The organism is Lederbergia citrisecunda, assembly GCF_018343695.1.
GTDB lineage: Bacteria > Bacillota > Bacilli > Bacillales > Bacillaceae_C > Lederbergia > Lederbergia citrisecunda.
Map to the genome: position 1 here is coordinate 1,529,204 of NZ_JAGYPJ010000001.1, position 26,529 is coordinate 1,555,732.

The window sequence follows — 26,529 nt, forward strand, 5'->3', positions numbered from 1 at the left end:
TCATGTTCTATTGATGGAAAAAGGAAACCCCACAGGCGTCAAACTAGTCTGAGTGCGATATATGTCTATAATCTGAAACTAAAAAACCTCCCGAAAGTCGGGAGGTCTTAATTATTTAAACCCTTTTAATTTATCACCAATCATATCACTTAATTGGAATCCTTTAGTTTCTTCCGGTAGTTCGTAATCTTTTACTTGATCATCTTGATCTTCAAGCTCTTTCATGCTTAAAGAAAGTCGTTGATCACCTTCATTTACATCCAACACTTTGACTTTAACAGTTTGACCTTCTTGTAAAACCTCGTGAGGTGTACCGATATGTTTGTGAGAGATTTGGGAAATATGGATAAGTCCTTCTACTCCTGGGTAAACCTCAACAAACGCTCCAAAAGATACTAAACGTTTTACTGTTCCTTCTAATATTGTACCTCGTGGGGCCTTTTCTGCAATATTTGTCCACGGTCCCGGAAGTGTTTCTTTGATCGATAAAGAAATTCTTTCATTATCACGATCTACTGACAGAACTTTAACTTTGACTTTCTCGCCTTCTTTTACAACATCGGATGGCTTATCAATATGTTCATGTGAAAGTTGGGAAATGTGGACGAGACCATCAACACCGCCAATATCTACAAATGCACCAAAATCTGTAAGTCTTTGTATAGTGCCTTCAATAACTTTTCCAGGTTCTAATTTTTCAAGAAGCGCTTGTTTCTCTCGTCCTTTTTCTTCTTCGACTACGATGCGGTGAGAAAGAATTAAACGATTTTTTTCTTTGTCTAACTCGACAATTTTAAAAGATAAGGTTTTTCCTTGATAATCAGAAAAATCCTCCACAAAATGATCCTCTACCATAGATGCTGGAACAAATCCTCGAACACCTAAATCTACTACTAGACCGCCTTTAACAATTTCATTTACCTCTGCATCGAATACTTCATTATTTTGGAAACGCTTTTCAAGTGTTTCCCAAGCATTCTCTGCATCGACTTTACGCTTTGAAAGTACGAGGAGCTCTTCTTCCACTTTAGTAACAATCAAATCTAATGTTTCACCTTCGTGGACCACGTCAGATGCTTTTTCTACATGAAGGCTTGACAGTTCGCTTATTGGAATAATGCCATCAAGTTTGCTCCCTTCCAGATCAACTAAGACCTGCTTTTCTTCAATCTTAGTCACCGTTCCTTTTACTCGGTCTCCTTCAGAGAAACTTTTCACTTCAATATTATTCATATCCTCCGTCATATGTACTCCTCCTATCCTACTTTTCAAAAATGCAAGGTTAGCTTTGATAAATCCTCACATTATTCTAAAAAATCGTCTTGTAATAAACTTCTTATAAATGCTGTATTTTGTCAAGCAATAGCATTTATACTTTCTAACTAATATTATTTTATTCTGTCTAAGACCTATCGACTAGCAAACTTCTTGTCCTTTTCTTTTGCGTAAGTCAACATCAATTCGTCCTATCGGACTCATTGTGTTTCCTTTATCTCAGTCAAAGGCCCTGAAGTTGGTACGTCGATAAGCAAGGCGCTTACGCTTTTCTTCTATGTTCCTCTACTAATTTACTAATCTCTGACATAATAACGTCAGTGGCAGCTTCTGCAGATATTTTATTTTCTCTCATTTCTGTAAAATCGATTGGTCGGCCATATATTACATATAATTTTTTAAACGGCTTATATGGGCCAACTACCGCACAAGGAACTACCAGTGCGTTTGATCTAAGGGCAAAAAATCCTGCACCAGCAAGTCCTTTACCAACTTCTCCAGTAAGATTCCTAGTTCCTTCAGGGAAAAGTCCCACTACTTTCCCCTCTTTTAAATATTTCAAACCAGTTCTTAGTGCCTCTCTATCACTCAATCCACGTTTTACTGGAAATGCATTTATATTTTCCATTAGTTTCTTACTTAAATAATATTTAAATAATTCTGCCTTGGCCATAAAATAAACTGGCCTCGGAGCCGTTATGCCAACAACGGGAGGATCCAAATTATCAATATGGTTCGCACAAAGCAAAACACTTCCTTCTTTCGGAAAATGTTCAGTACCCCTCACTTCAATTCTATAAAATGTTTTAAGGATGGTATTTGCTACTGCCCTTGCAAATGAATAAAAATTCATTTAGCTTCAATCCTTTCCAGCGCCATGTCCAATATTTTTTCAGCTACTTCTTTTATCGATAATGAAGATGTATCAATTTCTATCGCATCTTCCGCTTTTCTTAAGGGTGAAATCTCTCTCTCTGAATCTTGTTTATCACGGAGCATGATTTCTTCTTTTAATGTATCCAAATTTGAAGGAAATCCTTTTTGTAAATTTTCGCGGTGACGTCTCTCTGCTCTTATATCCACGCTTGCAAGTAAAAATATTTTTAACTCAGCATTAGGCATTACTTTTGTACCTATGTCTCGTCCGTCCATTACAACTCCGCCGTCTATACCAAACTTCTGCTGACGTATAACCATTTCTTCACGTACAGCTTTTATGGCAGCAACTTTAGATACTTTATTCGTGACTTCTTCTCCTCGAATTTGGTTTGTTACATCTTTGCCATCTAAAAAAATAAGCTGACCATTGATAGACGGTTTTAATTCAATAATGGTGTGTAATAATAAACGTTCCATTTCCATTTCGTCATTTATATCAACTTCTTCTACAATAGCTTTATACGTTAATGACCTATACATAGCTCCAGTATCTACGTAAATATAGGATAGTTTTTCAGCAATCATTTTTGCAACTGTGCTTTTTCCCGCTGCTGCCGGGCCATCAATAGCTATACTAATTTTCTTCATTTCTTTTTCACCTGCTTCATCTTTTTCAAAATCTATATTACCATATTAAACATTGGGACAAGCCAAATAATAAATAAAAAAATGAAGACATTCATGAGTCCTCATTTTTAAAAACATTTATTTTCGGCTGTTTTTCTATTCCTGCTGTCCCTTCGTATAAAACTAATTTATTCGTATATTTGAGAAATCCCATTCCATGGAAACCTTGAACAACGATTAAGATAATAAGATGAATCAATACGAGTTTTAGTAAAATGCGTTCCATGGTATTCATGTGATCACCCCGTTTTTTCTCATGCTCTCCAGCTCCAGCGCCTATCGACTAGCAAACTTCTTTTCCTCTTCCCTACGATAAGTCAAAGGCCGAAAGAGGTACGTCGACTAAAACCGCCACGTTCCTGTGGCATCGTCGACGGACCCTCATCCTGAGGGCCTGTACGTCGATAAGCAAGGCGCTTCCGCTTTTCCTATCATCGGTAAAAAAAACGAGATCTATACGTAAAGATGGATTAATTTGTTATTCCTCTTTTTCGAAATTCTAGTTGCTTTTCAAAACAAAATCGCATTAGTTGCTGTTGTTCTTTATTATTTACGTTTAAAAATTGAATAGATACGAGTTGACGTTTATTTTTATCAAATGATCGAATGATTCTACAATCGAGGTTTAAATAGACATACTCTCCAGACTGCATCGGCAATACAATACAAATCTTACCTAATGCACCTCTATGTATATTTACATTTTGAGGTAAAATTACGGCACAACCTCCCGCGCTAAAATCATCCGTAATGGTTGGAAATGTCTCCTCTGATTCTAGCAGATGTAATGAAACATCAATTGCAACATCAATTCGTACAAATTCCCTTCTTTGAATTTTCAATAAGTTTTCCTCATCGGGAAAGCTTAGTACAAGCATTGGAATATGATTTTTAACCCGATCGATGATTTTGGTTTTAAATAAATAAGCTCCTGATTCCTCATCAACAAAGGTAGCATACAAATTTGTATCTGTACGTAAAAAAATTGTTTTATTACTCTTTACTCCTAAAGGATAAGAAATATATATTTTGTTTCCATCAAAATCTGCAATTTTTGCTTTATACTTTTCTTCATTTTGATTATCTGTCTCCAAAATAAGATCCATTCCAACCTTTAACATGAATGCCACACCCCGTAGTATTAATAAGCAATTAATACCATTATCTCATGGAAATGGAAAAAAATATAGGCAGAAACGTATAGTTTCTGCCATTTTGAATAGTTATATTGTTTCTTCATATATTGGTTCAGCATTTTTTAGTTTTTCTACCTTTTCCTCAATACCATTTTCAGCATTTATATAAATTCGGTATGTGTCTTGATCCATCGTACCGATAAACTCATAACAAAGAACTTCCTTACCAAGTTCATTTATTATAACTGCGAGGCGATCCTCCATTACTTTTACATTTGTATTTAAATAGCCTTTGGCATCATTGAGTGATAACTTTGGCTTTGAAATTTTCCTATCTTTTCTTCCTTTTAAATAATCATTAGCTGCAAAACCGATAATTTGCCCATTGTCTAGCGCAACCTTCACTTTAATTGATTCAGGATAAATTCTTACTCCGTTTTGATTTGTCACGTAAGTAAATAAACCGATCGTATCATACTGCATGCTTTCAGCAGCGTCAAGCTTTTCAAAGCCATGATTTTTTAAGAAATCACTTGCTTTTACCATAGCATCATTCAAACTTAATTTTTGACTTCCGATATCCCGATGATTAATAAGCCAAATAGGATACCCACCTTTTTTTGTAATATCTAAACTTGCACCGTCCCCTTTTCCATCATCAAGGTTCACACTGTAAAAATCGAACGGAGATCCTTTTCCGTTTTCAACAACTCTTGATTCGTTTACAGACTTAATTCCTGAATACTTTTTAGCAAGAGCAATCGCTTCATCTTTTGAAATGGTGTTTCCTTTTAAATGATCATAATTTTGCTCCTTTTTTTGGAAAGCTACAACGGTAGGGTCTTGCAGATTTTCTTCGTCAAATCCTTTCGCTCTCATATCTACTGTTTTAAACCCATCTATGATTGTATTATCTGCATTTTCCTTTCCAGTAGCGAGAGCCATTTCAACGTCCATCCAGCGCAAATTATTTTTCAACACTAAATGTTGGACTTTTCGCAGTTCATTGCGAATCTCATCACTTTGACTATACATTTTCTTTAATAGCGTGTATTCATTATTTGAAAGCGGTTCTTTGTCTAAGTCTCTTACTGCGGTTCTATAACTGAAATTACCGATATTTGTTAAAAAGTCTTCCGTTTTATTAAATGGCATTAATGTAAGAGGGAGCTGCCCTACCTGGCCACGTGCATCAGAAGTTATTCTCCAAACATCAGCAAGCGCTGGTGATAGAGATTTTTTTGAGTTCATTGCTAATGCAGTACCAATTTTCTCATGAAGAACATCCATCTGATAAGATAGGTCATGAAAGGCCCTTTGATAATTATTTTCCGTGTTTATTAATATTGCATTTTTCTCTTGATGTTCCTGATATCCCCAATAGGTGGTGCCAGCGATTCCTATAATTAGAACTACGATCAATATATTCCTTATCATAAAGAGTCACCTCCTATATTAATTACAAAATATATGTTCTCCGATTTGTTTGATTTGTGGTCTTGTCCATATCCAGGCGCTTGTCGCTGTGTTGGGATTAAAGTAATACAATGCACCAGTCGATGGATCCCAACCGTTTATCGCATCAAGAACAGCCCGTTTAGAAGTTTCATTTGGAGTTAAATATATTTGACCATCTGAAACAGCAGTAAAGGCACCCGGCTCAAAGATTACTCCAGCTACTGTATTCGGAAATGTGGAGCTATTCACACGGTTTAAAATGACAGCAGCTACTGCAACCTGGCCTTCATATGGTTCCCCTCTTGCTTCTCCGTGGACTGCATTTGCCATTAAATTAATATCATTTTGAGAAAACCCTGTAGGAGTGTTAGCGGCTGTAGGCTTTGGTGCTTTAGTTGGCGCTTTAGTTGTAGTTGTTTTTTTTCCGGGTCCTGTTTGTTTTCCTAAATTAGTTCCTCCATAATGGGAAAATGATTTCCCTTTATTAATTTGTTCCTTTACAAATTGTTTATTATATTGGGTAGCCTTTACTAATTTTGCTTTTGTCCCAGGACCTGCCAGGCCATCTACTTTCATCCCAAATTCATATTGAAAATTCCTTAATGCCCAATAAGTACCCCATCCAAAAACTCCATCAATTTTCCCGTTATAGAATCCAATATATTGGAGCCTCGATTGAAGCTCAATCACATCCTCCCCAACGGCACCTCTTTGAATCACTTGATTCGTAAAGGCGCTTGATTGATTTACATTTGTGGTTGATATCATTAATGTACATAAAAATAAAAGGAAAATAAGTCTTACCATTTTGTAATATCTCATTTTCATTTCCTCCAACAATAAATTTCATAGGATTAGTTTCCGAAAATAGGAGGTTTTTATGCACAAAATTCTTTTTGATAAGAAAAGTGTAACCGCCTTGTTTATCGACGTACAAACTACAAGGATTATTAACTTAGATATAGGGAACAAAGGATAAGAAGTTTGCTAGTCGATAGGTAATGAAGCTAGAAGGTAGAAGCATATGTTCAATAATGTTGCCTTATCTTTCAAAGAAATTATTTTTTCAATACCTATGAGAGCGATGCAAAAAAAAAAAAGAAAAAAATACTGTAATCATTTTCAGATTACAGCGCTTTTGTCTTTTTTGTTTTCGTAATGATATTTTTTTGTAAGCACGTGGGCGTGCTTCACTTTTCTTAATCCGAAAAACCAAAGCATTAGCATAAAAGGAAGAATATAATATAGCCATTGTTTCCCTGACACCAGAATATAGTCATACAAACCGTGTAAAACAAATGGCACAAAAAAAGAGGCAAATAACCATTGTTTGCTTTTCCCGTTAATATGAAATTTCGCTTTTCCTAAATAATAACCCATAAAGACGCCGAACAAAGCGTGGCTTGAAACAGGAAACAAGGCACGCCCAAAGGCATATTCAATCCCATTTGCAATTAAATATAATATATTTTCCACTGTGGCAAATCCAAGTGATAAGCTTGCCGCATAAACAATTCCATCATAAGGCTCATTAAAGTCTGCATGTTCATAAACCGCAAAGAAAATAATAAACCACTTAAAAAACTCTTCCAGCAAAGAGGCGGAAATAAAAGATTGTAAAAAAACGTTCCCAACTACCCCTTCTTTTGCGAGGACATACTGAAGAAACATGATGGGAAAAGTTAAAAAGGCACCAAATAAAAAAACCTTAAATACATTTAGTACCGGTTCTTGCTCGTATTGATCGCGCAAATAAAAATAGCTGATAAGAGCTAATCCCGGAGCAATACCAGCAGATAAAACGCCTAGCATAATATAGTCCTCTTTTCTTATTCTTTCCTTAATGGTAACACGGAAATAATAATAATTAAATGATAATTAATAGTAAAAACATCCCTTCAATTGAAGGCATATAAATTGTTTCGTTTTTCAAATGATTAAATAACAGCATCAAAAAAGACGACCTGAGTATCCATTTTTTTATTTCTCAAGTCGTCTTTTTAGAAGTAATTACTATTATTAACACTGTTTATTGGAGCGGAAGGCATGCAGACTCCAACGGGACTACAGGGCTTTGGAGACCCAAGAGATTAGAAAAGCGAAGCGCCTATAGCGCAAATCAACAATCATGTTTAATATTATCTTTCATTTTTAGAGGACTTTTTCTGTGCCCTTCTACAGTTAGAAAATGTTCATACCTATTTAGATTGAATAGATTTTGCAATAAGGCTGCCATGATGGCGTCCATTTTCAATAAAGATTTCATTTGCATCATTTCCAGCTGCAATGACTCCAGCAATATATAAGTTTTCTATATTCGTTTCCATTGATTCTATGTCGAGCAATGGTTTCCCAGTATCAGGTTCAATCTCAACACCCATTTTTCGGATAAAATCGTGGTCTGGATGATAGCCCGTCATGGCAAATACAAAATCATTTTTTATTTCTTGTTTTACGAAATCAACTTCATATATTACAGAATCTGGCTTAATTTCCACAGCATTCGCATTAAAAATCATATTGATCTCATTGCTTCTGACTAATGCCTGAAATTCAGGGATAATCCATGGTTTTACACTTGAAGAATAATCATTACCTCTATATAAACAAGTTACATTTGCCCCTGCTTTGTGTAATTCCAAAGCTGCGTCTACAGCTGAATTTTTTCCACCGATAACGACTACATCTGTATCAAAATATGGATGACCTTCTTTAAAATAATGTAAAACCTTGCTCAGGTTTTCACCGGGAATTCCCATATAGTTAGGATGATCATAATATCCCGTTGCAATGATGACATATGCTGCTTCATAGTCGCGTACACTTGTATTTATTTTAAAAATATTATTTTCCTTCACGACACTTTTAACAGTTTCAAATCTATTAATTCTTAAATCCTTAATCTTTACAACTTCCCTGTAATATGTAAGAGCCTGATTTCTTTTTGGCTTCCTCTCAACCGTAATAAATGGAACATTTCCAATAGATAACTTTTCACTTGAACTGAAAAATGTTTGATGAGTTGGATAATGATATAGTGCGTTCACAATATTCCCTTTTTCAATAATCAAAGGGTTCATACCAATCTCTTTCAATGCAATGGCCGCAGCTAATCCACAAGGCCCTCCCCCGACAATAATACAATCTTCACGTTGCATATGACGACTCTCCTTCTACAAATCAATGACGCTCTTGGCTATATTGCGCTTAAATTATGTAACGAATAAAAAATCTCCCATCTATCATGATAGGAGATTTCTATATATGGTGCAAAGATTATGAATCAAAAGTAATGATGCAATGTTTGCAACGCAGTATCCTTTATAATGATTCTTCCATAATCCTCCAAAAATTCAATTGGCATGTTTGCCAGATCCCCAAATTCCTCACAAATAGCATAAAGAGTGTCATGTCTAATTCCTTCTTTTATAATTGACAAATAGTATTTAGATTTAAAGGAAAATAAAGAGCTTTGCAGCGACTTACCGTTTCGCTGTGAAAGACTTTTTGCCAATAAAATGCAATATTCAATATCATCAAACGCTACGACAATCATATGGCCATCAACAATATGATGCTTTTTTTTGCTATCAGTTGACGTATCCTTCATGTCTTCTTCATCCAATGTTAATATCAATACTAACTCTTTTGATGTCAAAGAATATATATCAATAGATACGGCCCCGTATGTGTCAAGTTCATACATACGGCTCGCCTCATCAAGCATTTCATCAAATAAGGAATCCCAAATAAATGTATCTTTAACCATTTCCTCTTGTAGGAATCCTTTGCATGATAACTCTTCGAATGAAATGGAATACTTTATTTGATTTGTTGATATGCGCTCTAGCTTCATGAAACCGCCCCCTGAATGTTGCTCTTATCCCATTGTATGAAAGAGGTAGTGGATGGTTCATGATAATGGTTATACAAAATATCCACTTTTAATCGAAATCAAATGAGTTTCCGCTTTAGCCCCAAGTCTAAGTGGGACTAAGGTTGTTCCATATCCATTGCTAATAAGAAGTGTTGTTTCTTTCACCTTCCTAATTCCACCTTTGCTGTATGGCCCAATTCCAAATATGCGAATTTGGCCACCATGGGTATGCCCGCTTAACACAAACGCAATGTTTTGGATATTTGGAACCATATGCATAGTATCAGGGTTATGGCAAATTAAAATTTTAAAAGAACTTTCTTCTACTTGATCCATAAAAAGGTCAAGTGCAGGTAATTCTTGTGAAAAGTCGTCTAAACCAATTAAAGCAATTTTTTTACCATTTCTATTTATATAATAAACAGCATTTAATAGCTCGTTCACTCCTATTGAGTGAAAAGCCTCTCTTAAATGACCTTGGTCAATTTCATAATCATTGTTTCCCCATACAAAAAAAACCGGAGCAATCCTTTTAAGTTTTTTTAAATTTTCGGTTACCCGTGAAATAGGAACTCCCTTTTCCGTCAAGTCACCACCGATAATGACGATATCGGTTTTTCCTTTAATTTGTTCTAAAATACGATCACTTATCTCACGTCTATGGATATCGGAAATAAAAAAAATATGGAATTCACCTATTTCCTTAGGGAAGTTTGGAAATTGTAATGTTTCCATTTTAACCTCATCTGTAAATGCTTCACGATACATATAAATGAGAAGCATTAACGCCAATAAAACAAAAACGATCATAAAAAGTTCCATAACATCACCTTATTTTTTTCCATAGAATATAAAAATTATATCATGAACCCCATTTTAATATCTTTATTCTATTCTGACGGTTTCGAATTAAGACGAGCATTAACTCATACAATGAAATGATGACAGTTTAGGGAGGTATTGTATGCCAAGCTTTTATAAATCTTACATGCCCTATATAAGTCCATTTGACCCTTGCCCCCCAATGACCGTAAAAACTTTTTCAACACCGCCTAATTTATACATGGGTTTCCAACCGCCAAATTTACCACAATTTACTCCAAAGGAAGCGTTAAAAAAAGGGACACTGTGGAAAGCTTTTTATGATCCTTATTTTAGTCCATATGAAAGGGCGCTGGAGGAGGCAGAAACATGAAACAGTTGCCTCAAAAATATTATGAACTATTGGAAGAATTACAAGCCGTGGACTTCGTTATTCTTGAATTGGCACTCTATTTGGACACACACCCAAACGACCATGACGCAATCCAACAGTATAATGCTTATGTCCAAATGAGAAAAACATTGAAAAAGCAATTTGAACAAGAATTTGGCTCGTTAACAAGCTTTGGGAGTAGCTATTCAAAATATCCATGGGATTGGGAAGAAGCTCCGTGGCCATGGCAAGTATAGTAAGTATTGGTTGGAGCTCCTTCAAATCAACGGTAGGAGGGTGTAGTCTACATGTGGGTGTACGAGAAAAAATTGCAATACCCAGTAAGAGTCAGCCAATGTAACCCGATGCTAGCAAAATTTTTAATTGAGCAATATGGCGGAGCAGACGGAGAACTTGCGGCAGCCCTCCGTTATTTAAATCAACGGTATTCCATTCCTGATAAAGTGATAGGATTATTGACTGATATTGGAACCGAAGAGTTTGCACATCTTGAAATGATTGCCACAATGGTTTATAAACTAACAAAAGATGCCACACCCGAACAGATGAAAGAAGCTGGATTAGGTGCCCATTATGCGAATCATGAAAAAGCACTCTATTACGAAAATGCAGGTGGCTCTCCATTTACTGTCACTTATATTCAAGCTAAAGGAGACCCTATTGCTGATTTATATGAAGATATTGCTGCAGAAGAAAAAGCAAGGGCAACATATCAATGGATTATTAATATGAGTGACGATCCTGATTTAAATGATGGTCTTCGTTTTTTAAGAGAAAGAGAAATTATCCATTCACAAAGGTTTAGAGAAGCAGTGGAAATATTGAAAGAGGAAAGAGACCAAAAGAAAATATTTTGATTATTGGACTTGAGCAAACACCTTTCTATTTATGTATTTTTTAGAAATCTTTATTTAAGTCATTTGATTAAATGATATATATCTGATCCGTTCAGGTTTTGGTATAATACTTAATCAAATAAATATTGAAAAACACCGTCTGAGAAATGCTCCATACGGTGTTTTATGTTCTTCTGTAATATAGCAAAAGCAGTTTTTCAACATCTTTATTCCGCAATCTAATACAACCACTGCTTACTTTTTGTCCAATAATCTTGATTTATTCGTACCATGGATTCCATACATGCCCCAAGGGACATATAATCCTAACCATCTCGTTCCAAATCAACCACCCCATGATGTTGCTTTGTAGATTACTTGGAACACCAATACAAGTAGGAGATACTTCTTCTCTGATTTTTACACAAAAAAAGCAAAGTTCCAAAATCGAATCATTTGCTCTCGTGATACAGATTAATATCGTATTTTTTCTTCATTTGCTCGAATACCATATGACGTTGAATCCATTTATCACCTTTCCATAAGTTTTTGCTTTTTTCAATGATTTCACATCTTAAAGCGTGATACTCCTTCTCGGACTTCTCTTTTTTTTCAAAAATGACTTTAACGGAGCCAAATAAAGCAAAGGCTATAAAGAAGAGTGTTAATAAATGATTTTTCCTTACAAATAAAGAAAACATATCAAGCATATTAGAACTACTTGTTTGAATCGATATTTTATAAAAAAAGGTAAAAACAAAAAATCCAAAAACAAAGGCAGTCGTGAGCAAGAGAAAATGAATATATTTATATCGATTGTATTTCATTCTTTTGTCAATTAAGTTTTGCAGCATTTGTTTAGTCGTCTGATCGGTATGTTCACCTAAATCTACTAAAAATTGTTCCATCTTTTCACCTTCCGACATCTAGTCCATATTAGATAATATGAACTAGATAATCGGAGTATGACCTTAAGGGAGTGGTATTTTTAATGATTGACCTACTTTGATTTCGTTCCCTGTAATTCCATTAGCCTCTTTTATTTTTTCAATCCCACTTTGGTTTTTATAGTAGTTCATTGAAATTCTAAAAAGTGTTTCCCCTTTTTTAACAGTATGGTAAACGACTTTTCCTTCTTCTTGTTGCGCCGGTGATTCTTCAATCTTCTCTTCTTGTTCTACTTGTTCTACTTGTTCTTCTTGATCCTTATTGTTATTGGGCTGAGTTTCTGTTTGTTTTGGCTCCTCAGTTTTCTTTTCTGCCTCTTTTTGCTCTTTGTTTACTTTTTCAGATTCCTGATCCCTTGTCTTTTCCTCATCTTCTTTTTCATCATCTACTACTTCAACAGGAGTATTCGAGGAGTCTTTATTGTCGATAGAAGTTTCGATACTATTATCTTCAACAAAGGAAATTTCTTCACCAACTCCGTTTTCAGAAGAAGCAGGCGCTTTTTCTTTATTAAATAAATAAATGGCGTATGCTCCAGGAAGTGCTAGAAGAATGACTAATAAAACAAGCGGAATTGTAATGTTAAATTTCTTTTTTGTGGGCTGTTCATCATCTCCACTGTTTTTACTTTTTCTTTTTCGATTTTTATGACCGTGAACCTCCGTCCTAGATGGAAGCTTTCTTAGCAACTCGTCTAAATCCCGCTGCTTTTCTTTTTCATAATTAGACATATTTTGTTCCCTTCTTTAATCAATATAGGTGGAACTGCGACTTATTTTTATTCCTAACAAAAAGTCAATTGTAAAATGCATGAGTATTACCGGGAAAATTTGTTGACCAGACCATTCATATACAAGGCCAATCCAAAGGCTTAATAAACAAACATTCAGTAATAAGTACCAATTCGCTAAATATCGAATATGGACGAGTGCAAATATGATACTAGCAACCCAAAAACCAAAATTTGTTTGGATTACTCCACGAAAAAGCCATTCTTCCGCAAATGCGATTATTAATGAAAGTAACCCAATTTTCCAAATAGGCATATTAGAAAAAAGCTTTTCATTTATACCACCATCATCATAATATTCGGGTGGAACTTTTTTCATTAATAACAAATCAAGTCCAACAATTGCTAGACCGCTGCAAACTCCGAAAATAACCCAAATGTTATCCCATTGAAATAAATGTAAAAAAGCCGGTATATCCGAAAAAAATATCCAACTGCAAATAATAGACAATAATATGATAAACAATTGAGTCAAAAGTAAATGAAAAACAAGTTGCTTCCCTGTTAAATTTTTTGCGATTTCTGCCTGCCTATTTTTTTTCATTGTAATCCGCTTTCTAAAAGCAATAATTGTTGTAGTCTTTTTTCCCAAGAAGAATCGACCGTGTTATGATCGACTTTCTTTTTTTCTTGAAAATCGTCAAGGTTGATTTTACATATATCACAGCATTTCACTGGAGAATCTAGTAGAATCTCATTAAAATAAGTCATGACACGCTTTCTTCTACAACCGTTGGAATGTACCCACTTCATCAGCTGTTGAAGTTTATTTATTTTAATTGAATATCTTTCTTGCTTTATGGCTTTAACTTGATCTACATTCATATTGGATGAATGATAAGACTGTAAGAACCGGAACTGAGTTTCGGTCAAATTAAGTTCTTCTTGGATTTGTTCATAATTCCCAGTAGGCAAAGCATAAAATGAATCAATTTGCGAATTAGTTGGGAGCTCATTTTCAATTAGTTGAATCTGCAATGCTTCGTCTCCACTACAATACAACATGATTGCAATGCTTTGTTCAGAATCCCTTCCAGCTCTTCCTATTTCCTGTAAATACGATTCTATTTGTCCAGGTACATGATAATGAATAATAAAGCGAATATTATTCTTATTAATTCCCATTCCAAATGCACTTGTTGCACAAATAATATTCATTTGGCCGTATAGAAACTGCTGTTGAATTAAAATCCGTTGTTCTTGCTCCATACCTCCATGATATGCTGCCGTATCATGAAAACCATTTTGACGTAAAAAATCGGCTGTTTCCTCAGCGAGACGTTTACTGGAAAAGTAAATCACCCCTGGCTTCTTTAAAAAACTAATTAATTCAACCAATCTTTGTTTTTTCTCTAAGTGATTTTCTAATTTCTCAACAACTAAACTAATATTCGGCCTATCAACAGAATAAATAAATTCCTTTGGTTTATATAAATGCAAGTATTGTTTAATATCATTACGTACTTCTTTTGTTGCGGTTGCCGTTAATGCTAGAACAGGAGCATCCCCCAACTTATATCTAATGGTTCCAAGATTTAAATAATCCGGACGAAAATCATGTCCCCATTGTGAAATACAGTGCGCCTCATCAATTACGAATAAAGATATATTAATTGTTTGAAGCTTTTCTATAATATATTCTGAACCTAGCATTTCAGGTGAAATATAAATGAATCGGTAAAGAGAAAGATTTTGTAAAACTCTATTTTTCTCTTTTATGCTTAAAAAAGAATTTAGTGCAACTGCTCTCTTTTCCCCTATCATTCTAAGTTGTTCAACTTGATCCTGCATCAATGATATTAAAGGAGAAACGATTAGAACTGCTCCTTTTAATACATACCCTGGCAACTGATAGCAAAGGGATTTTCCTGTTCCGGTCGGAAGCATTGCTAATACATCGGACTGATTTAAAACGGCATCGATAATCTCTTCTTGCCCATTTCTAAACGATGTAAATCCAAATATCTTTTTTAATGCCTCATTTTTCTTCACATCTTTTCACCTGCCTTCGCGAGTACTAGGCGAATTTGAAAATAGGAGCTATCCTTCACTTTTTCTCTAATTGGTTTTAGCTTTTTTTGACCAAGTTCTTTTGCTGTTTCCAATATTGCCACTGCCTGCTTACGTTCAACAAAAGGCTCAATGGAAAATTGTGAATCCATTAATGCAATTTCGATAATATGATCTTCTACTGTACCTTCTTTAATATTTCTCATTTTAGCAATTTGCGGAATTGTATACTCTTGTTGAAGTAAGTTGTATGTACGGATTGTTGAATTTGTAAGCGGCAAGTGTCTATAAATATCTGACGTTAACGTAAATAAGATAGGAAAATGACTTTTTTCTTTAATGACCGTTTGAATCATAAAATGCAACCCATTTAAAAAACGGAAATATGATTCTATTTCTTCTAAACCAAAAAATTCGGATACTTGTTTTTGGGTTAAACCGATCATTTCAAAACCGCTAAGTCTGGAAACAATATAATAAGGATCTTCCGGAAAGTCCGTAGAAAACATTTTGTATAACTCGGCGTATAGTTCTTTAGAAATATGCGCACGATTACCACGATATGTTCCAATAAATTTTCTTATCCATGCAAAGACTTCTTCATCTCGCTGAATAGGAAAATAACGATTTACGGAATGATTTATATGGGATAATGCTTGTACAAGTAATGTAAACCTCTTCCAAAATTGAATCGACGTATCTTGAAATTTCCACCCGTGAATATAGTCAAATTTTTCACGCTCATCAAAGTAAAGAGAATACGCTTTTTTCCCTTCTATGGTTACTATACACTTTGATGTATCTTCTTGGAGATTTATATATGATTTCTTGTAAAGCTCTTTAATATAGCTGTCAAACTGCTGTCTTTTTAATCCGGGCAACGTTTTAAATAGATGGGATAAACGATATAAATGAGCATCCTGTATTGTCTGAGAGGATTTCTTTCCTGCAAGTAAATGATACACAGAGTAAACCGTTCGTTCAGCATTTATCAGGTCCAAACATCTTAATATCAAAGCATGCAAAAAAGTCATAATAACGCTTCTCCTAAAAACTTTTTAGTCTCTATATTTTACCATGTAATCGATATTTCGACTATGTTTACGGCTATTTGATTTAATTCGACATACCGTACTTGTGCTATTCCCTTCATATTTGTTGAAAAGTCATCTTAGGAGACTTAAAATAAGATGTGGTAAAGCTTATATGATAAGTGTTGTTATTGATTGTAGATGAGGATTAGGAGGTTCAACTCGTGCCAAAATATACGATTGTCGATAAAGATACTTGTATAGCATGTGGAGCTTGCGGAGCATCAGCGCCTGATATATATGATTATGATGATGAGGGTCTTGCATATGTTGTTCTTGATAATAATCAAGGAACAGCAGAAGTTCCAGAAATTTTAGAGGATGATTTAATGGATGCATTCGAAGGTTGCCCAACTGATTCCATTAAAGTAGCAGATGCCTCATTCGATGGCGATCCGCTAAAGTATGAATAAAAGGAGATGCTAAAATAGCATCTCCTTTTGTTTTACACATTTTTTACTGTCATATTCTTATTTAATCTACTACCTAGACGGCTGTAAAGTAGAAGAAATACAATTGTGATTATAATTCCCTTTACTACATTGAAAGGAAGTATAGATGCAACAACCATTTTACGAAGTGCCTCATTGCTCATTGGATCCCAGCCAAGCAATACAATATAAGCTGGCAATAGAACAAAATAATTTAGAATGCTCATAAAAATCGCCATAAACAGTGTGCCCACAATAAGGGAAATCAACAATCCCCATTTCGCTTTTACGACTTTAAAAACATAGTACGTAGGCAAGACGAACAATATTCCAGCTAGAAAATTGGCCATATGTCCAATCGGAATTCCCGTTGCACTGCTTGAAATGAAATAATCCAAGATGTTCTTAAATAATTCCACAAGAATAGCGGCAATCGGTCCAAACATTAGCGCAGCGATTATTGCAGGGATATCGCTAAAATCTACTGTTAAGTATGGTGGAAATGGTGGTATCGGAAATTTGATCAGCATTAAAATAAATGATAAACTGCTGAGCATTCCAATCGTTACAAATGATTTGACACTTAACTTTTTCATAATCCTCTCTCCTTAGAGATTCATCCCTAGTTGAAGAAAGGAGCCTATGTATGCACCAATGAAAAACCCTCAAAGAAAATATCTTTGAGGGAGATCGATCAGGCATGCTTTAATAAGCGTCCAAAACCTGCATTTTTGAACACAAGGCATCCTTCATCTTCTCCCATCCAGACTATACTGTCGGCTTTGGAATCACACCAAAATCCTGCCTCATTAAAGGCTCGCGGGCTTGTAGGCAATGCCTCATTACCGCCGGTGGGGAATTTCGCCCCGCCCCGAAGATGAATCATATTTTATTATTATCATTTGTAATTATACACTATTTTCTTTTGTATGTGAAGATAGATACAAGCTTTTAATTATCGCTTTATTAGATTAGGTGCAATTGGTACCGTTATTGGTTGATCAAATTGAAAACTTTCCCAATGCGACGGTTCGATATTTTCAAATTGGACTTCCGTTTTTCCGAATTCTTTTGCCGTCAATAAAATTCCTTCAATGAGCTGCATATTTTTGAGCTGGTCGCCTTGATCCAATTCAATTCGTTTATCAAATTTTATGGTTACATCTGACGTATCTTCTTTTACAACTTCTGCAGAAACGGCATTAGGAATGACGGATTTATAATCGCTGTTAGGCTTTGTTTTCATGTCTTTTAAAGCATCTGCAAGACTGTCTGAAGGAAGATCAGCCGGGACTAGATACTGTGAGTCTTGAGTAACTGAATATAGGAAATACGCTTTTCTCAAGTTTTTTTCAATATGAACGTCTGGAACGACTCCAAAATGAGAAAGTTCAACAGGCTCATCATTTTCATTTACAAATTTAACAACTTCAATATTGTGAGGCCGCAGTAAATATTGAATCATATACTCTAATTGTTGCTCATTTGTTTCAAAAAACGGACGATTTTCAGGAATTATGGTGACTTTGGCTTCACGTGATTCTACATTAAGTTTCATTGCATCCAATAATGGTGAAACATCTCGGAAACCGTAAGCTGTAGCATTCAGCGATTCTGCCTCTTTCTTGCTTTGAATTAACCAATCTTCATTTGGACTTTCTTGTACTAATAATGTAATAGGTATAGCAATAGCATCTTTAGTAACTACACCAAAAGTATACACTTCATTTCCTAATGTTTCTTCTTCATAAACAGCTGTTTTCAGAGTAGACTTAACATCCATTGCTTTTTCCGTATACATTGTAATTTTTTCATCTTCTTGATTCATATCTTTATCTAATTTCCTTGATTCAGCAGCCTGATTCATCATACCGCCTGAATCGGCAGACTCTTTTACTTTTGATTGAGAGCTAAGATAATCAATCGGCGATGTTTGAAAAATGAACGGAAAGACGAGTAAGAAAATTAAAAGACCAGCAACACTTGTCAAGACAGGAACAAAAATAGGTCTCTTTTGTTTTTTATTCATGCCAAGTTTTATATTTCGATATATTTCATCCATTGAGCGTTTATCTTCTACGGTTGGCAGCTTTTTTAATAATTGTATAACATCATCATTTTCGCGATCAGATTGACGCATGATGATCGTCCTCCTTTCTACGTTCATTTTCCATTTTTTCCTTTATTGATTTTAATGCTCTATGTTGAGTCGTTTTTACTTTGCTTTCACTCCAATTTAAAGCCTCGGCTGTTTCTGCAATCGATAAGCCATTTAAAAAACGCATAATCAATACGATGCGATGATTTGTCGCACACGTATCTAGACATTCCTTTAAAATCTTTACTTCCTCATTTTGAATAACTGTATCTTCAGGAAGTGTTTTTGAATCTTTAATTTCTCTACGCTCCCAATCGAATTTATCAAATAAACGATCCTTCCAGCCCCTTTGCTTTCGAAAGTGATCAATGGCTACATTTTTGGCAATGGAAAAAAGCCAAGTTTTCTCAGAGCTTTTCCCTTCAAACTTGTCGTACGATTTTAATACACGGATATATACTTCCTGTACTAAATCTTCAGCTTCTACTCGATTTTTCACCATATAATAAAGAAATTGAAAAAGATCTTGATGATATTTCGTATATAAGTCGTGAAACACGGAGTTCATACCTTGCCCTCCCCGTTAATGAATTAGTCGTTATTTAAAGAAAATAGTTACACACTAAAATATTACAAATATATTAAAATTGTTTTTTAAACAACTTAATTTTCCCATAAAAAAACGGATTGAACAACCTTGTATAGATTATCCAATCCGTTTTGTCTGTTTCTCATGAAACAAGATTTTGTTGCAACTTTCTACATATTCATCTAAATTTCTGGAATAAAGAAAGTAAAGGTTGTTCCATTTCCTAACTTACTCTGGACGGATATGTGTCCACTATGTGCATCAATAATGTTTTTCGCAATCGCTAATCCTAAACCAGTTCCTGCCCTTCCTCTTGTCCGTGCTTTATCTGCTTTGTAAAATCGTTCAAAAACAAAAGGAAGATCTTCTTCTGGAATGCCGGATCCATTATCTTGGACTGAAATGGTGATTCCTTTTGCATTTCTTGTTTGAGTAATTAATATTGAGCCATCTTCTTGTGTATGTCGAATCGCATTGTCGATTAAGTTCGTTAATACTTGTTCAATTCTATCTGGATCCATATGGAACGACTCTCCATATGAATCAATTTTACTATGGAGATCTACCTTATTTTCTTTGGCAACCCCACCAAATTTATTCATGATGCGATGAATGAATCTTTCAATATCGACATCTTCATAATTAAGTGCGATATGTCCTGCTTCCATTCTTGCCAAATCCAACAGTTCATTGACAAGTCGACCAATACGAAGTGATTCGTCATAAATAATTTTTGCCAATTCTTTCTTCTCTTCCTCAGATTCAGCCACATCATCAATAATGGCTTCACTATAACCTTGAAGCATCGATATCGGTGTTCTTAGCTCATGCGATACGTTTGCAACGAAATCGATTCGCAGTTTATCAAGTCGTCTTTCTTCCGTCATATCGCGAATGACGGCAACCGCTCCTCTGACACTTTCCTGATTTTGTGTGTATAAAGGACTTACAATAATGACATAATAACGACCTTGTAAAATAAGTTCTCCCGTTTGTTCTGTTTCCGTCTTTATTGCTTGTGACAATAAATTGGCCAATTCAGGAGGCATCTGATTAGCTTCATTATCGCTTTCAAAATGCCATTGCTGCAAAAATCGTTCCGCAGGAGGGTTTGTAATTAAAATCGAGCCCCCTTGGCTAAAGGTCATGACACCATCAGCCATACTACTTAATATACTTTTTAACTGCTCTTTTTCCTGACTCAAAACACTCATATTAATTTTTAGCCTTTTCCCCATCTGGTTAAAGGCAATCGCTAATTCACCAATTTCATCATGACTTAAGAAAGGTACTTTCGTATCAAATTTTCCTTTTGACACTTCAAAAGCCGCTTCCTTCATTTTTCTTAATGGCGAGGTGATTCTTGTAGATAAGAAAAAGGCAAAGAATGTTGTTAACATAATTGCAATTCCTGCAGCCAACAAAATAAGCTTCGTCGTTTCTTGCGTTGTTTCTTTTAAAACAGCTAGGGAGCGGTATATATAAATAGCTCCTTTTTGTCCGTCAATATTAAGCGGTACACCTGCAACGATTAGGTTATCATACCTGTTCCCTTTTAAATCCATATCAGAAGGTGCTATTTCCTTCATTACTTTTTTTCGTTCTGTAAATACTTTAACTAAATCTTTATCCTTTAAAAATGTATCAACTGGAATGATTCCTTTGTATGAACCATAAGGAGAAAACAAGAAATCATCTTTGTTATAGGCAATCGCCACACCTAATGGCTCATCCAATACTTCTAATACGATTTCTTCACCGAGACCATCATGAGCATGCGCTTCAATAATACGTGATATTTTAGTTGCCTGTTCGGTCAATCCTTGTTCAATTTGATTTACATGATATTTTTGAAAAAATTCGAGAAGAAGCATCGTTAAGATGATAAGTACAAAGGAAACTAAGAGTAGGATCGTCATCCATAGTTTTCCTACAACACTACGCCATAGTCTCATTCATTACCTGCCTCGAATTTATAACCTACTCCCCAGACCGTTACAATCATCCCTGCTGCTTTTTCCGATACTCGATTTAATTTTTCACGAAGTCTTTTTACATGTGTATCTACAGTTCTTAAATCTCCGAAAAACTCATATTGCCAAACTTCTTTTAATAAATGCTCACGGTCAAAGACTTTATCAGGTGATTTTGCCAAAAAGTGTAGCAATTCATATTCTTTAGGAGTTAGATTTACTTCATTTCCATCTGCCATAACACGATGGGCATCATGGTCAATGGATAAATGCGGATAGACAATAATATCCCTTGCCGAAGCACCTGATTGTGAAAATTCAGTATGTGCCGTTCTTCTTAATAAAGCTTTTACTCTTAATACGACTTCCCGTGGGCTGAAAGGTTTTACGATATAATCGTCTGTCCCAGCTTCAAATCCTTGTATGCGATTCGTTTCCTCACCTTTTGCCGTCAACATGATCACAGGTGTAGCTTTTATCTCACGCAGCTCATTACATACTTCAATTCCATCTTTTCCCGGCATCATTAAATCAAGAAGAATGCAGCTATAATCATTTTGTAATGCCATTTCCAACGCCTCATCACCATTTGCTGCTTCATCAATTTCATAATTTTCCCGTTCTAGATACATTCTAAGTAATCTACGAATACGATCTTCATCGTCCACAACAAGAACTCTAACTTTTTGTTCCATTTACAATCCCCCTAGGCAAATAAACAGATTATATTATTATCATATTATAAAAGAGACCTCACTTAAAGAGTGAGGCCACTTATTGGTTTTATGCAGCATATGAATGTAAGCCTGCAAGAACTAGATTAACTGCTATAAGGTTAAACATAATAATGGCAAAGCCAATGACGGCTAACCATGCTGACTTTTCACCATGCCATCCTCTAGAAAGGCGCAAGTGTAAGAATGCAGCGTAGAATAAGAAAGTAATAAGCGCCCATACTTCCTTAGGATCCCATCCCCAAAAGCGCGTCCAGGCTATTTGAGCCCAAATCATCGCAAATATGAGGCCCCCTAACGTAAACACTGGAAACCCAATTAATACTGAGCGATATCCTACTTCATCTATTAAATCTAAATTCACTTTTTTAACGAGTGGCTTTAATAATGTACTAATGCGTTTTCTGCAAATAAGCCTAATAACCCAATATAGAATGGTTCCTGTGATAAGAGTCCATATTACGGAATTCAAGCGTTTGGCATCGATAATAGCCGGCATGTGTATCGCAGGATTTAGTTTATTTTCAGTTAAAAGTTCACCCTCATGTGGCCCCACTAGAGCGGGCATAGCGTATGAAGCAACTTTTTCTTGCCCTTCTTTATTAATCCAATTAAAGTCTGCTTTATAATGTGTCATTGAAAAAGCAGTCGAAACAATCATGAATCCGATTGCTAGAATCATTGTGTACATAATCGCTTCCAACCAAAATGATCTTTTCCCTTTTGCTTCTGTATCTACTGCTTTAAGTAAATAAATAACTCCCGCGACGAAGCTTAAAATAAGTATTGACTGTCCAATAGCCGCTGTCGTCACATGGATATAAAGCCAATGGCTATTTAACGAAGGAATTAGTGGACTGATATCACTAGGAAACATACTTGCGTATGCAATTAAGAGCATAGCAACGACAAGTGCAAAAATACCTAATGTGTTTAATTTATAAATAAAATAAATAATGATAAATGCTCCTACTAACATCATGCCAAAAAATGTCGTAAATTCAAACATGTTACTGACAGGAGCGTGTCCACCTGCAATCCAACGTAAAATGAAATATCCTAGCTGTGAAATAAAGCCAAGGATCGTTATAAAAATTGCAATTTTAGACCATCTGTTTGGTCCTGCATTTTTATCTCGACCTCTATTTTCTCTAATTCCACCACCAAAAAATAGTGTTGCAATTAAATACAAAATAAATGCAGTTTCTAAAAGGTTACTGCTTAATTGTACGAGATCCTTCATTTGTTTTCCTACTTTCTTTGCCATAATTCCCACTATATAGCCCCTCGTACAGGATGTGGGTTGTTTGAAAAAGCTGCTCATTTATATATTTCTTTTTACCGCCTAATTTCAGTGACTAACGACATGCATCCGTCTTGTTTCATTTAACTAGTTAGGTCTGGATGTCGTTAAACAGGAGTTTATGCTTTTTTGTCGTTCTGATCAATAGGTTCCGGTACTGTAGTATCTTTAACAATCATCTCGATCTCTCTTTTCAAGCCAAACCAATTCTTATTTGTATGAGCAGCAATCAAGACGTCTCCTTTTATCCGTTGTAACCAAATACGGCGGTGGTTCCAATAAGAGCCTTGGATGACACCTAGCATAAATATAGCTCCGCCTATTCCAAGAATCCATAAAGTTAAATCTTTCCTGACGATTAAAGCAGTAGCATTTTGTGTCGTAATCCCTTTAAAGGCCATTTTATATTCTGTTTCACCAAGAGGTTCTAATGTTTGCCTAATAGCTGCAAAACTTTTTTCCCCATCAGGATGTTCTGGTGAAATCATATTAAATAAAAACGCTGGATTATTCGGAGTCGGTGAATCGGTTTGCGGCTCTCCATTCTTCGCAAATCCGGAAAAGTCAGGATAAAAGCCAAGCAACTCTACTTTGTAACCATTACCTAAATCATATTCTTCCTTAGGATCAAATAAGTCGATTGTAACCTCACCTTTAATGTCTTCATTAGCTTTTTTCAAAAAATTAAAGGTCATTGTTTTAAATTCATTGAGTTTATAATCAATTTGGTATATAGCATAGTGATCAAATTTCAAAGGTTCATTCACTCGAATGACTTGTTCTTTTCTTTTGAGAAGATTATCGTTATCTCCAATAGTGCTATCGGGGCTACGTTCATAGAGAACGACTTCAGATTCAAAACTTTTAACAACAGTCCCTACTCGATCAAGGGCTGCCCCATATACTTGTTTATCCTTTTCCTTATCATATAATTCCATTGAAAACTTTTTATTTTCCAACACATATTGCTTGTGCGTACCTGGAATCGTTTTAATTTCGCCGTCTCGCAACCATAGTTCTTCATCTACATACATTCCGGGTACAAATCTAAGCATTCCACCAATAAGAAAAATAATAAGACCAATATGATTTACGTAAGGACCCCATCGTGAAAATCTACCTTTTTCGGCTAATATATTTCCCTCTTCTTCTCGAATGCGATACCTTTTTTCTTTTAAGCGTTGTTTGATTAGATCGAAATCTTGTTCTGTTTGATTAGATGCATCTACACGATTATATAATCTTTGCCGCTTTAAAAATCCTTCATGTCGACTGACTCGCTGATTTTTCAAAGCTCGATATAGTGGAACGAATCTATCTATACTACAAATTACAAGTGATACTCCAATTGATGCAATTAGGAGTAAATACCACCATGAACTATATAAATCATGAAATCCGAGAACATAATATAAAGTTCCAAATATTCCATATTGTTCGTTATAGTATGTAGCAGGATCAACATTTCTCGGTATATACATGACCTGAGGCAACAGAGTTCCTAGAGATGAAGCAATCAACGTGATAACAATTAGCCAAATACCTACTTTAACAGATGAAAAAAAGTTCCAAATCTTATCAATAACACTTTTGTTATATGTTTGAGATCTGCGGGCACTTCCCTCATAACGCATATCATGCAAAGTCTCTTTTTGCGCCTCTTCTGTAAGAGCACGTCCGCAAGCTTCACATAAAATGGTACCTGGTGGATTCACATGCCCACATTCACATTTTACTTCTTTCATGATTAAGCTCTCCTACTTAAGGCTTGATGCTTTCCATCATAGCTATTATTTTTTCCTCTGGAAGTTCTCCTTCAATTATTTCGACGATTTTCCCTTCCGGATTAATTAAAATCGTAGCCGGTAAATTGTAAATATCATATACTCCCATGACATCTTTATTTGAATCTTTCAAGATTGGAAAAGTTAAATCATATTTCTCCACAAACTTTTTGATTGAAAATTCCGGTTGTCCGACGTTAACGGCAAGAATTTCAACGCCTTGTTTTTGAAATGCTTGATATTGATTATCCATATAAGGCATTTCTCGCTCACATGGCTTACACCACGTAGCCCAAAAATTTAAAAATACACCTTTTCCTTTATAATCAGAGAGCTTATGCTTATTACCCTCCATATCCATGAGAACGAAATCAGGAGCCTGATCGCCGACAGCAATTTTTTCATGCTTATCTTTCGTAAAATTTGCATACAATGTATATACGACTGCGGCCGTTAGAATCGTTAGTATAATGGTTCTTAACAAGTGCCGTCTTTTTTTCTTTTCCGACATATTTCTTCATCTTACCTCCTAGCAAATTGCCAGACTTATCATTCATTATATCATTAACAATTGAGCGTATATGGCCATGTTTTGAAGGTTATGTGAAATTTTCAATGGATTCGATGCCATCCTTTTCCTGTCTCAGCAAGCGTTCTTAGTTGTTTCACTTCATGTGGAGTCAATTCTCTGGACTCTCCTGCGTTTAATCCACGTAAAGATAAAGTACCATATTGCTCACGTTTTAGTTTGAGCACAGGATGACCAATCGCTTCCATCATTCTTCTAACCTGGCGATTTTTGCCTTCGTGAATGATAATCTCAATAATTGAGGTTCCCTTTCTCTTATCCAAAGATAATAATTTCACTTTTGCCGGTGCCGTTTTTCCATCTTCCAAATGAATTCCTCGCTCTAACTTTTTTAATGATTCTTTTAAAGGAATTTCTTTTACTTTTGCAATGTATACCTTTGGAACTCCATAACGAGGATGTGCAAGTAAATTCGTAAATTCTCCGTCATTAGATAGGATTAACAGTCCAGAAGTATCATAATCCAATCTTCCAATTGGGTAGATTCTTTCTTCGATATGCGGAAAAAAATCTGTGACTACTTTTCTGCCTTTATCATCTTTTACTGCAGAAATGACTCCGCGAGGTTTATAGAATAAAAAATACTTTTTTTCTTCCTGAACGAGAGGGATTTCATTCACTTCAATTTTATCTGAAGGAGACACTTTTGTTCCAAGTTCCTTAACGATTTGACCGTTTACCTTCACTTTTCCTTGAAGAATCAATTCTTCTGCCTTTCTCCGAGATGCTACCCCAGCATAAGCTATCACTTTTTGTAAACGTTCCATTTATAGACCACCTCATAATTAATAATGCTAAACGAGACTTATCAAGCTTTCACTTTAT

29 protein-coding genes, 1 pseudogene and 1 riboswitch are annotated in these 26,529 nt (G+C 35.3%); of the genes and pseudogenes, 4 read left to right on the forward strand and 26 right to left on the reverse strand.

All coding sequences use genetic code 11. The features are described 5' to 3' along the window. Nucleotides 1-111 precede the first annotated feature (111 nt). The 11 genes from rpsA to KHA93_RS07665 all read right to left on the reverse strand — a co-directional run bounded on the left by rpsA (nucleotide 112) and on the right by KHA93_RS07665 (nucleotide 10,122). Nucleotides 112-1,245 (reverse strand): 30S ribosomal protein S1, encoded by a 1,134-nt coding sequence (gene rpsA / locus KHA93_RS07615; RefSeq protein ID WP_213110194.1) that lies wholly within the window; start codon nucleotides 1,243-1,245, stop codon nucleotides 112-114. A gap of 292 nt (nucleotides 1,246-1,537) precedes the next feature. Next, on the reverse strand, nucleotides 1,538-2,128 hold the full coding sequence (locus KHA93_RS07620; RefSeq protein ID WP_213110195.1) for a lysophospholipid acyltransferase family protein: 591 nt from the start codon (nucleotides 2,126-2,128) through the stop codon (nucleotides 1,538-1,540). After that, nucleotides 2,125-2,802 (reverse strand): (d)CMP kinase, encoded by a 678-nt coding sequence (gene cmk / locus KHA93_RS07625; RefSeq protein WP_213110196.1) that lies wholly within the window; start codon nucleotides 2,800-2,802, stop codon nucleotides 2,125-2,127. The genes KHA93_RS07620 and cmk overlap by 4 nt, the downstream gene beginning before the upstream one ends. 91 nt (nucleotides 2,803-2,893) lie before the next feature. Further along, a complete protein-coding gene (locus tag KHA93_RS07630) occupies nucleotides 2,894-3,076 on the reverse strand; it encodes a DUF5359 family protein (RefSeq protein WP_213110197.1) in 183 nt (60 codons plus the stop codon). Between the two features lie 235 nt (nucleotides 3,077-3,311). Beyond that, nucleotides 3,312-3,962: a flagellar brake protein gene (locus tag KHA93_RS07635; protein ID WP_213110198.1), complete on the reverse strand. Its 651-nt coding sequence runs from the start codon at nucleotides 3,960-3,962 to the stop codon at nucleotides 3,312-3,314. A gap of 102 nt (nucleotides 3,963-4,064) precedes the next feature. After that, nucleotides 4,065-5,414: a germination protein YpeB gene (gene ypeB, locus KHA93_RS07640; RefSeq protein ID WP_213110199.1), complete on the reverse strand. Its 1,350-nt coding sequence runs from the start codon at nucleotides 5,412-5,414 to the stop codon at nucleotides 4,065-4,067. Between the two features lie 18 nt (nucleotides 5,415-5,432). Continuing rightward, the gene (gene sleB, locus KHA93_RS07645; protein ID WP_233711434.1) at nucleotides 5,433-6,203 is read right to left on the reverse strand and encodes a spore cortex-lytic enzyme; all 771 of its coding nucleotides are present in this window, start codon (nucleotides 6,201-6,203) and stop codon (nucleotides 5,433-5,435) included. Between the two features lie 354 nt (nucleotides 6,204-6,557). Continuing rightward, complete coding sequence (gene prsW / locus KHA93_RS07650; RefSeq protein ID WP_213110201.1) at nucleotides 6,558-7,247, reverse strand: glutamic-type intramembrane protease PrsW; 690 nt, start codon at nucleotides 7,245-7,247, stop codon at nucleotides 6,558-6,560. Nucleotides 7,248-7,633: 386 nt separating this feature from the next. Continuing rightward, on the reverse strand, nucleotides 7,634-8,593 hold the full coding sequence (locus KHA93_RS07655; RefSeq protein WP_213110202.1) for a YpdA family putative bacillithiol disulfide reductase: 960 nt from the start codon (nucleotides 8,591-8,593) through the stop codon (nucleotides 7,634-7,636). A gap of 125 nt (nucleotides 8,594-8,718) precedes the next feature. Further along, nucleotides 8,719-9,291, reverse strand: a complete 573-nt coding sequence (locus KHA93_RS07660; protein WP_213110203.1) for an adaptor protein MecA — start codon at nucleotides 9,289-9,291, stop codon at nucleotides 8,719-8,721. 69 nt (nucleotides 9,292-9,360) lie between these two features. After that, nucleotides 9,361-10,122: a metallophosphoesterase gene (locus KHA93_RS07665; RefSeq protein WP_233711080.1), complete on the reverse strand. Its 762-nt coding sequence runs from the start codon at nucleotides 10,120-10,122 to the stop codon at nucleotides 9,361-9,363. Between the two features lie 154 nt (nucleotides 10,123-10,276). Here KHA93_RS07665 and KHA93_RS07670 point away from each other — a divergent pair, with 154 nt between their 5' ends. Genes KHA93_RS07670 through KHA93_RS07680 form a run of 3 tightly spaced genes read left to right on the forward strand, consistent with a single transcriptional unit; the run spans nucleotide 10,277 to nucleotide 11,385 of the window. Next, nucleotides 10,277-10,507 carry a spore coat associated protein CotJA gene (locus KHA93_RS07670; RefSeq protein WP_213110205.1) on the forward strand — a complete coding sequence of 77 codons (231 nt, stop codon included), beginning with the start codon at nucleotides 10,277-10,279 and terminating at the stop codon, nucleotides 10,505-10,507. Beyond that, nucleotides 10,504-10,764: a spore coat protein CotJB gene (locus KHA93_RS07675; RefSeq protein ID WP_213110206.1), complete on the forward strand. Its 261-nt coding sequence runs from the start codon at nucleotides 10,504-10,506 to the stop codon at nucleotides 10,762-10,764. The genes KHA93_RS07670 and KHA93_RS07675 overlap by 4 nt, the downstream gene beginning before the upstream one ends. 51 nt (nucleotides 10,765-10,815) lie before the next feature. Then, a complete protein-coding gene (locus KHA93_RS07680; protein WP_213110207.1) occupies nucleotides 10,816-11,385 on the forward strand; it encodes a manganese catalase family protein in 570 nt (189 codons plus the stop codon). Nucleotides 11,386-11,575: 190 nt separating this feature from the next. On the opposite strand, the pseudogene KHA93_RS23185 reads toward KHA93_RS07680, so the two are convergent. The 6 genes and pseudogenes from KHA93_RS23185 to KHA93_RS07705 all read right to left on the reverse strand — a co-directional run. After that, a pseudogene (locus KHA93_RS23185) lies at nucleotides 11,576-11,748 on the reverse strand (L,D-transpeptidase); the annotation flags it as partial. A 68-nt stretch (nucleotides 11,749-11,816) separates the two neighbouring features. Beyond that, nucleotides 11,817-12,272, reverse strand: a complete 456-nt coding sequence (locus KHA93_RS07685; protein ID WP_213110208.1) for a DUF2663 family protein — start codon at nucleotides 12,270-12,272, stop codon at nucleotides 11,817-11,819. 63 nt (nucleotides 12,273-12,335) lie between these two features. Further along, on the reverse strand, nucleotides 12,336-13,043 hold the full coding sequence (locus tag KHA93_RS07690) for a LysM peptidoglycan-binding domain-containing protein (RefSeq protein ID WP_213110209.1): 708 nt from the start codon (nucleotides 13,041-13,043) through the stop codon (nucleotides 12,336-12,338). A 15-nt stretch (nucleotides 13,044-13,058) separates the two neighbouring features. Then, nucleotides 13,059-13,646, reverse strand: coding sequence for a CPBP family intramembrane glutamic endopeptidase (locus KHA93_RS07695; RefSeq protein ID WP_213110210.1), 588 nt, complete (start codon nucleotides 13,644-13,646; stop codon nucleotides 13,059-13,061). Continuing rightward, on the reverse strand, nucleotides 13,643-15,094 hold the full coding sequence (locus KHA93_RS07700) for a RecQ family ATP-dependent DNA helicase (protein ID WP_213110211.1): 1,452 nt from the start codon (nucleotides 15,092-15,094) through the stop codon (nucleotides 13,643-13,645). Before KHA93_RS07700 ends, KHA93_RS07695 begins: the two co-directional genes overlap by 4 nt. Beyond that, complete coding sequence (locus KHA93_RS07705) at nucleotides 15,091-16,146, reverse strand: YpbB family protein (RefSeq protein WP_213110212.1); 1,056 nt, start codon at nucleotides 16,144-16,146, stop codon at nucleotides 15,091-15,093. Before KHA93_RS07705 ends, KHA93_RS07700 begins: the two co-directional genes overlap by 4 nt. Nucleotides 16,147-16,367: 221 nt before the next feature. Between KHA93_RS07705 and KHA93_RS07710 the strand changes: the two genes are divergently transcribed. Then, entirely contained in the window at nucleotides 16,368-16,616 is a 249-nt protein-coding gene (locus KHA93_RS07710; RefSeq protein ID WP_213110213.1) for a ferredoxin, read from the forward strand. 32 nt (nucleotides 16,617-16,648) lie between these two features. On the opposite strand, the gene KHA93_RS07715 is transcribed toward KHA93_RS07710, so the two are convergent. The 9 genes from KHA93_RS07715 to KHA93_RS07755 all read right to left on the reverse strand — a co-directional run bounded on the left by KHA93_RS07715 (nucleotide 16,649) and on the right by KHA93_RS07755 (nucleotide 26,471). Beyond that, the gene (locus tag KHA93_RS07715) at nucleotides 16,649-17,230 is read right to left on the reverse strand and encodes an ECF transporter S component (protein ID WP_213110214.1); all 582 of its coding nucleotides are present in this window, start codon (nucleotides 17,228-17,230) and stop codon (nucleotides 16,649-16,651) included. Nucleotides 17,231-17,381: 151 nt separating this feature from the next. Next, nucleotides 17,382-17,517: riboswitch (FMN riboswitch) on the reverse strand. Nucleotides 17,518-17,589: 72 nt separating this feature from the next. After that, on the reverse strand, nucleotides 17,590-18,774 hold the full coding sequence (locus KHA93_RS07720) for a GerMN domain-containing protein (protein WP_213110215.1): 1,185 nt from the start codon (nucleotides 18,772-18,774) through the stop codon (nucleotides 17,590-17,592). Further along, nucleotides 18,761-19,300 carry an RNA polymerase sigma factor SigX gene (sigX, locus tag KHA93_RS07725; protein ID WP_213110216.1) on the reverse strand — a complete coding sequence of 180 codons (540 nt, stop codon included), beginning with the start codon at nucleotides 19,298-19,300 and terminating at the stop codon, nucleotides 18,761-18,763. The genes KHA93_RS07720 and sigX overlap by 14 nt, the downstream gene beginning before the upstream one ends. A gap of 203 nt (nucleotides 19,301-19,503) precedes the next feature. Beyond that, nucleotides 19,504-21,276, reverse strand: coding sequence for an ATP-binding protein (locus KHA93_RS07730; protein WP_213110217.1), 1,773 nt, complete (start codon nucleotides 21,274-21,276; stop codon nucleotides 19,504-19,506). After that, complete coding sequence (locus tag KHA93_RS07735; RefSeq protein WP_213110218.1) at nucleotides 21,273-21,989, reverse strand: response regulator transcription factor; 717 nt, start codon at nucleotides 21,987-21,989, stop codon at nucleotides 21,273-21,275. Before KHA93_RS07735 ends, KHA93_RS07730 begins: the two co-directional genes overlap by 4 nt. Nucleotides 21,990-22,077: 88 nt before the next feature. Beyond that, entirely contained in the window at nucleotides 22,078-23,295 is a 1,218-nt protein-coding gene (gene ccsA / locus KHA93_RS07740) for a cytochrome c biogenesis protein CcsA (protein WP_285891560.1), read from the reverse strand. A gap of 155 nt (nucleotides 23,296-23,450) precedes the next feature. Then, nucleotides 23,451-25,076 carry a cytochrome c biogenesis ResB family protein gene (locus tag KHA93_RS07745; protein WP_213110219.1) on the reverse strand — a complete coding sequence of 542 codons (1,626 nt, stop codon included), beginning with the start codon at nucleotides 25,074-25,076 and terminating at the stop codon, nucleotides 23,451-23,453. A gap of 16 nt (nucleotides 25,077-25,092) precedes the next feature. Next, nucleotides 25,093-25,626 (reverse strand): thiol-disulfide oxidoreductase ResA, encoded by a 534-nt coding sequence (resA, locus tag KHA93_RS07750; RefSeq protein WP_213110220.1) that lies wholly within the window; start codon nucleotides 25,624-25,626, stop codon nucleotides 25,093-25,095. A 101-nt stretch (nucleotides 25,627-25,727) separates the two neighbouring features. Beyond that, a complete protein-coding gene (locus KHA93_RS07755) occupies nucleotides 25,728-26,471 on the reverse strand; it encodes a pseudouridine synthase (protein ID WP_213110221.1) in 744 nt (247 codons plus the stop codon). Nucleotides 26,472-26,529: the final 58 nt, after the last annotated feature.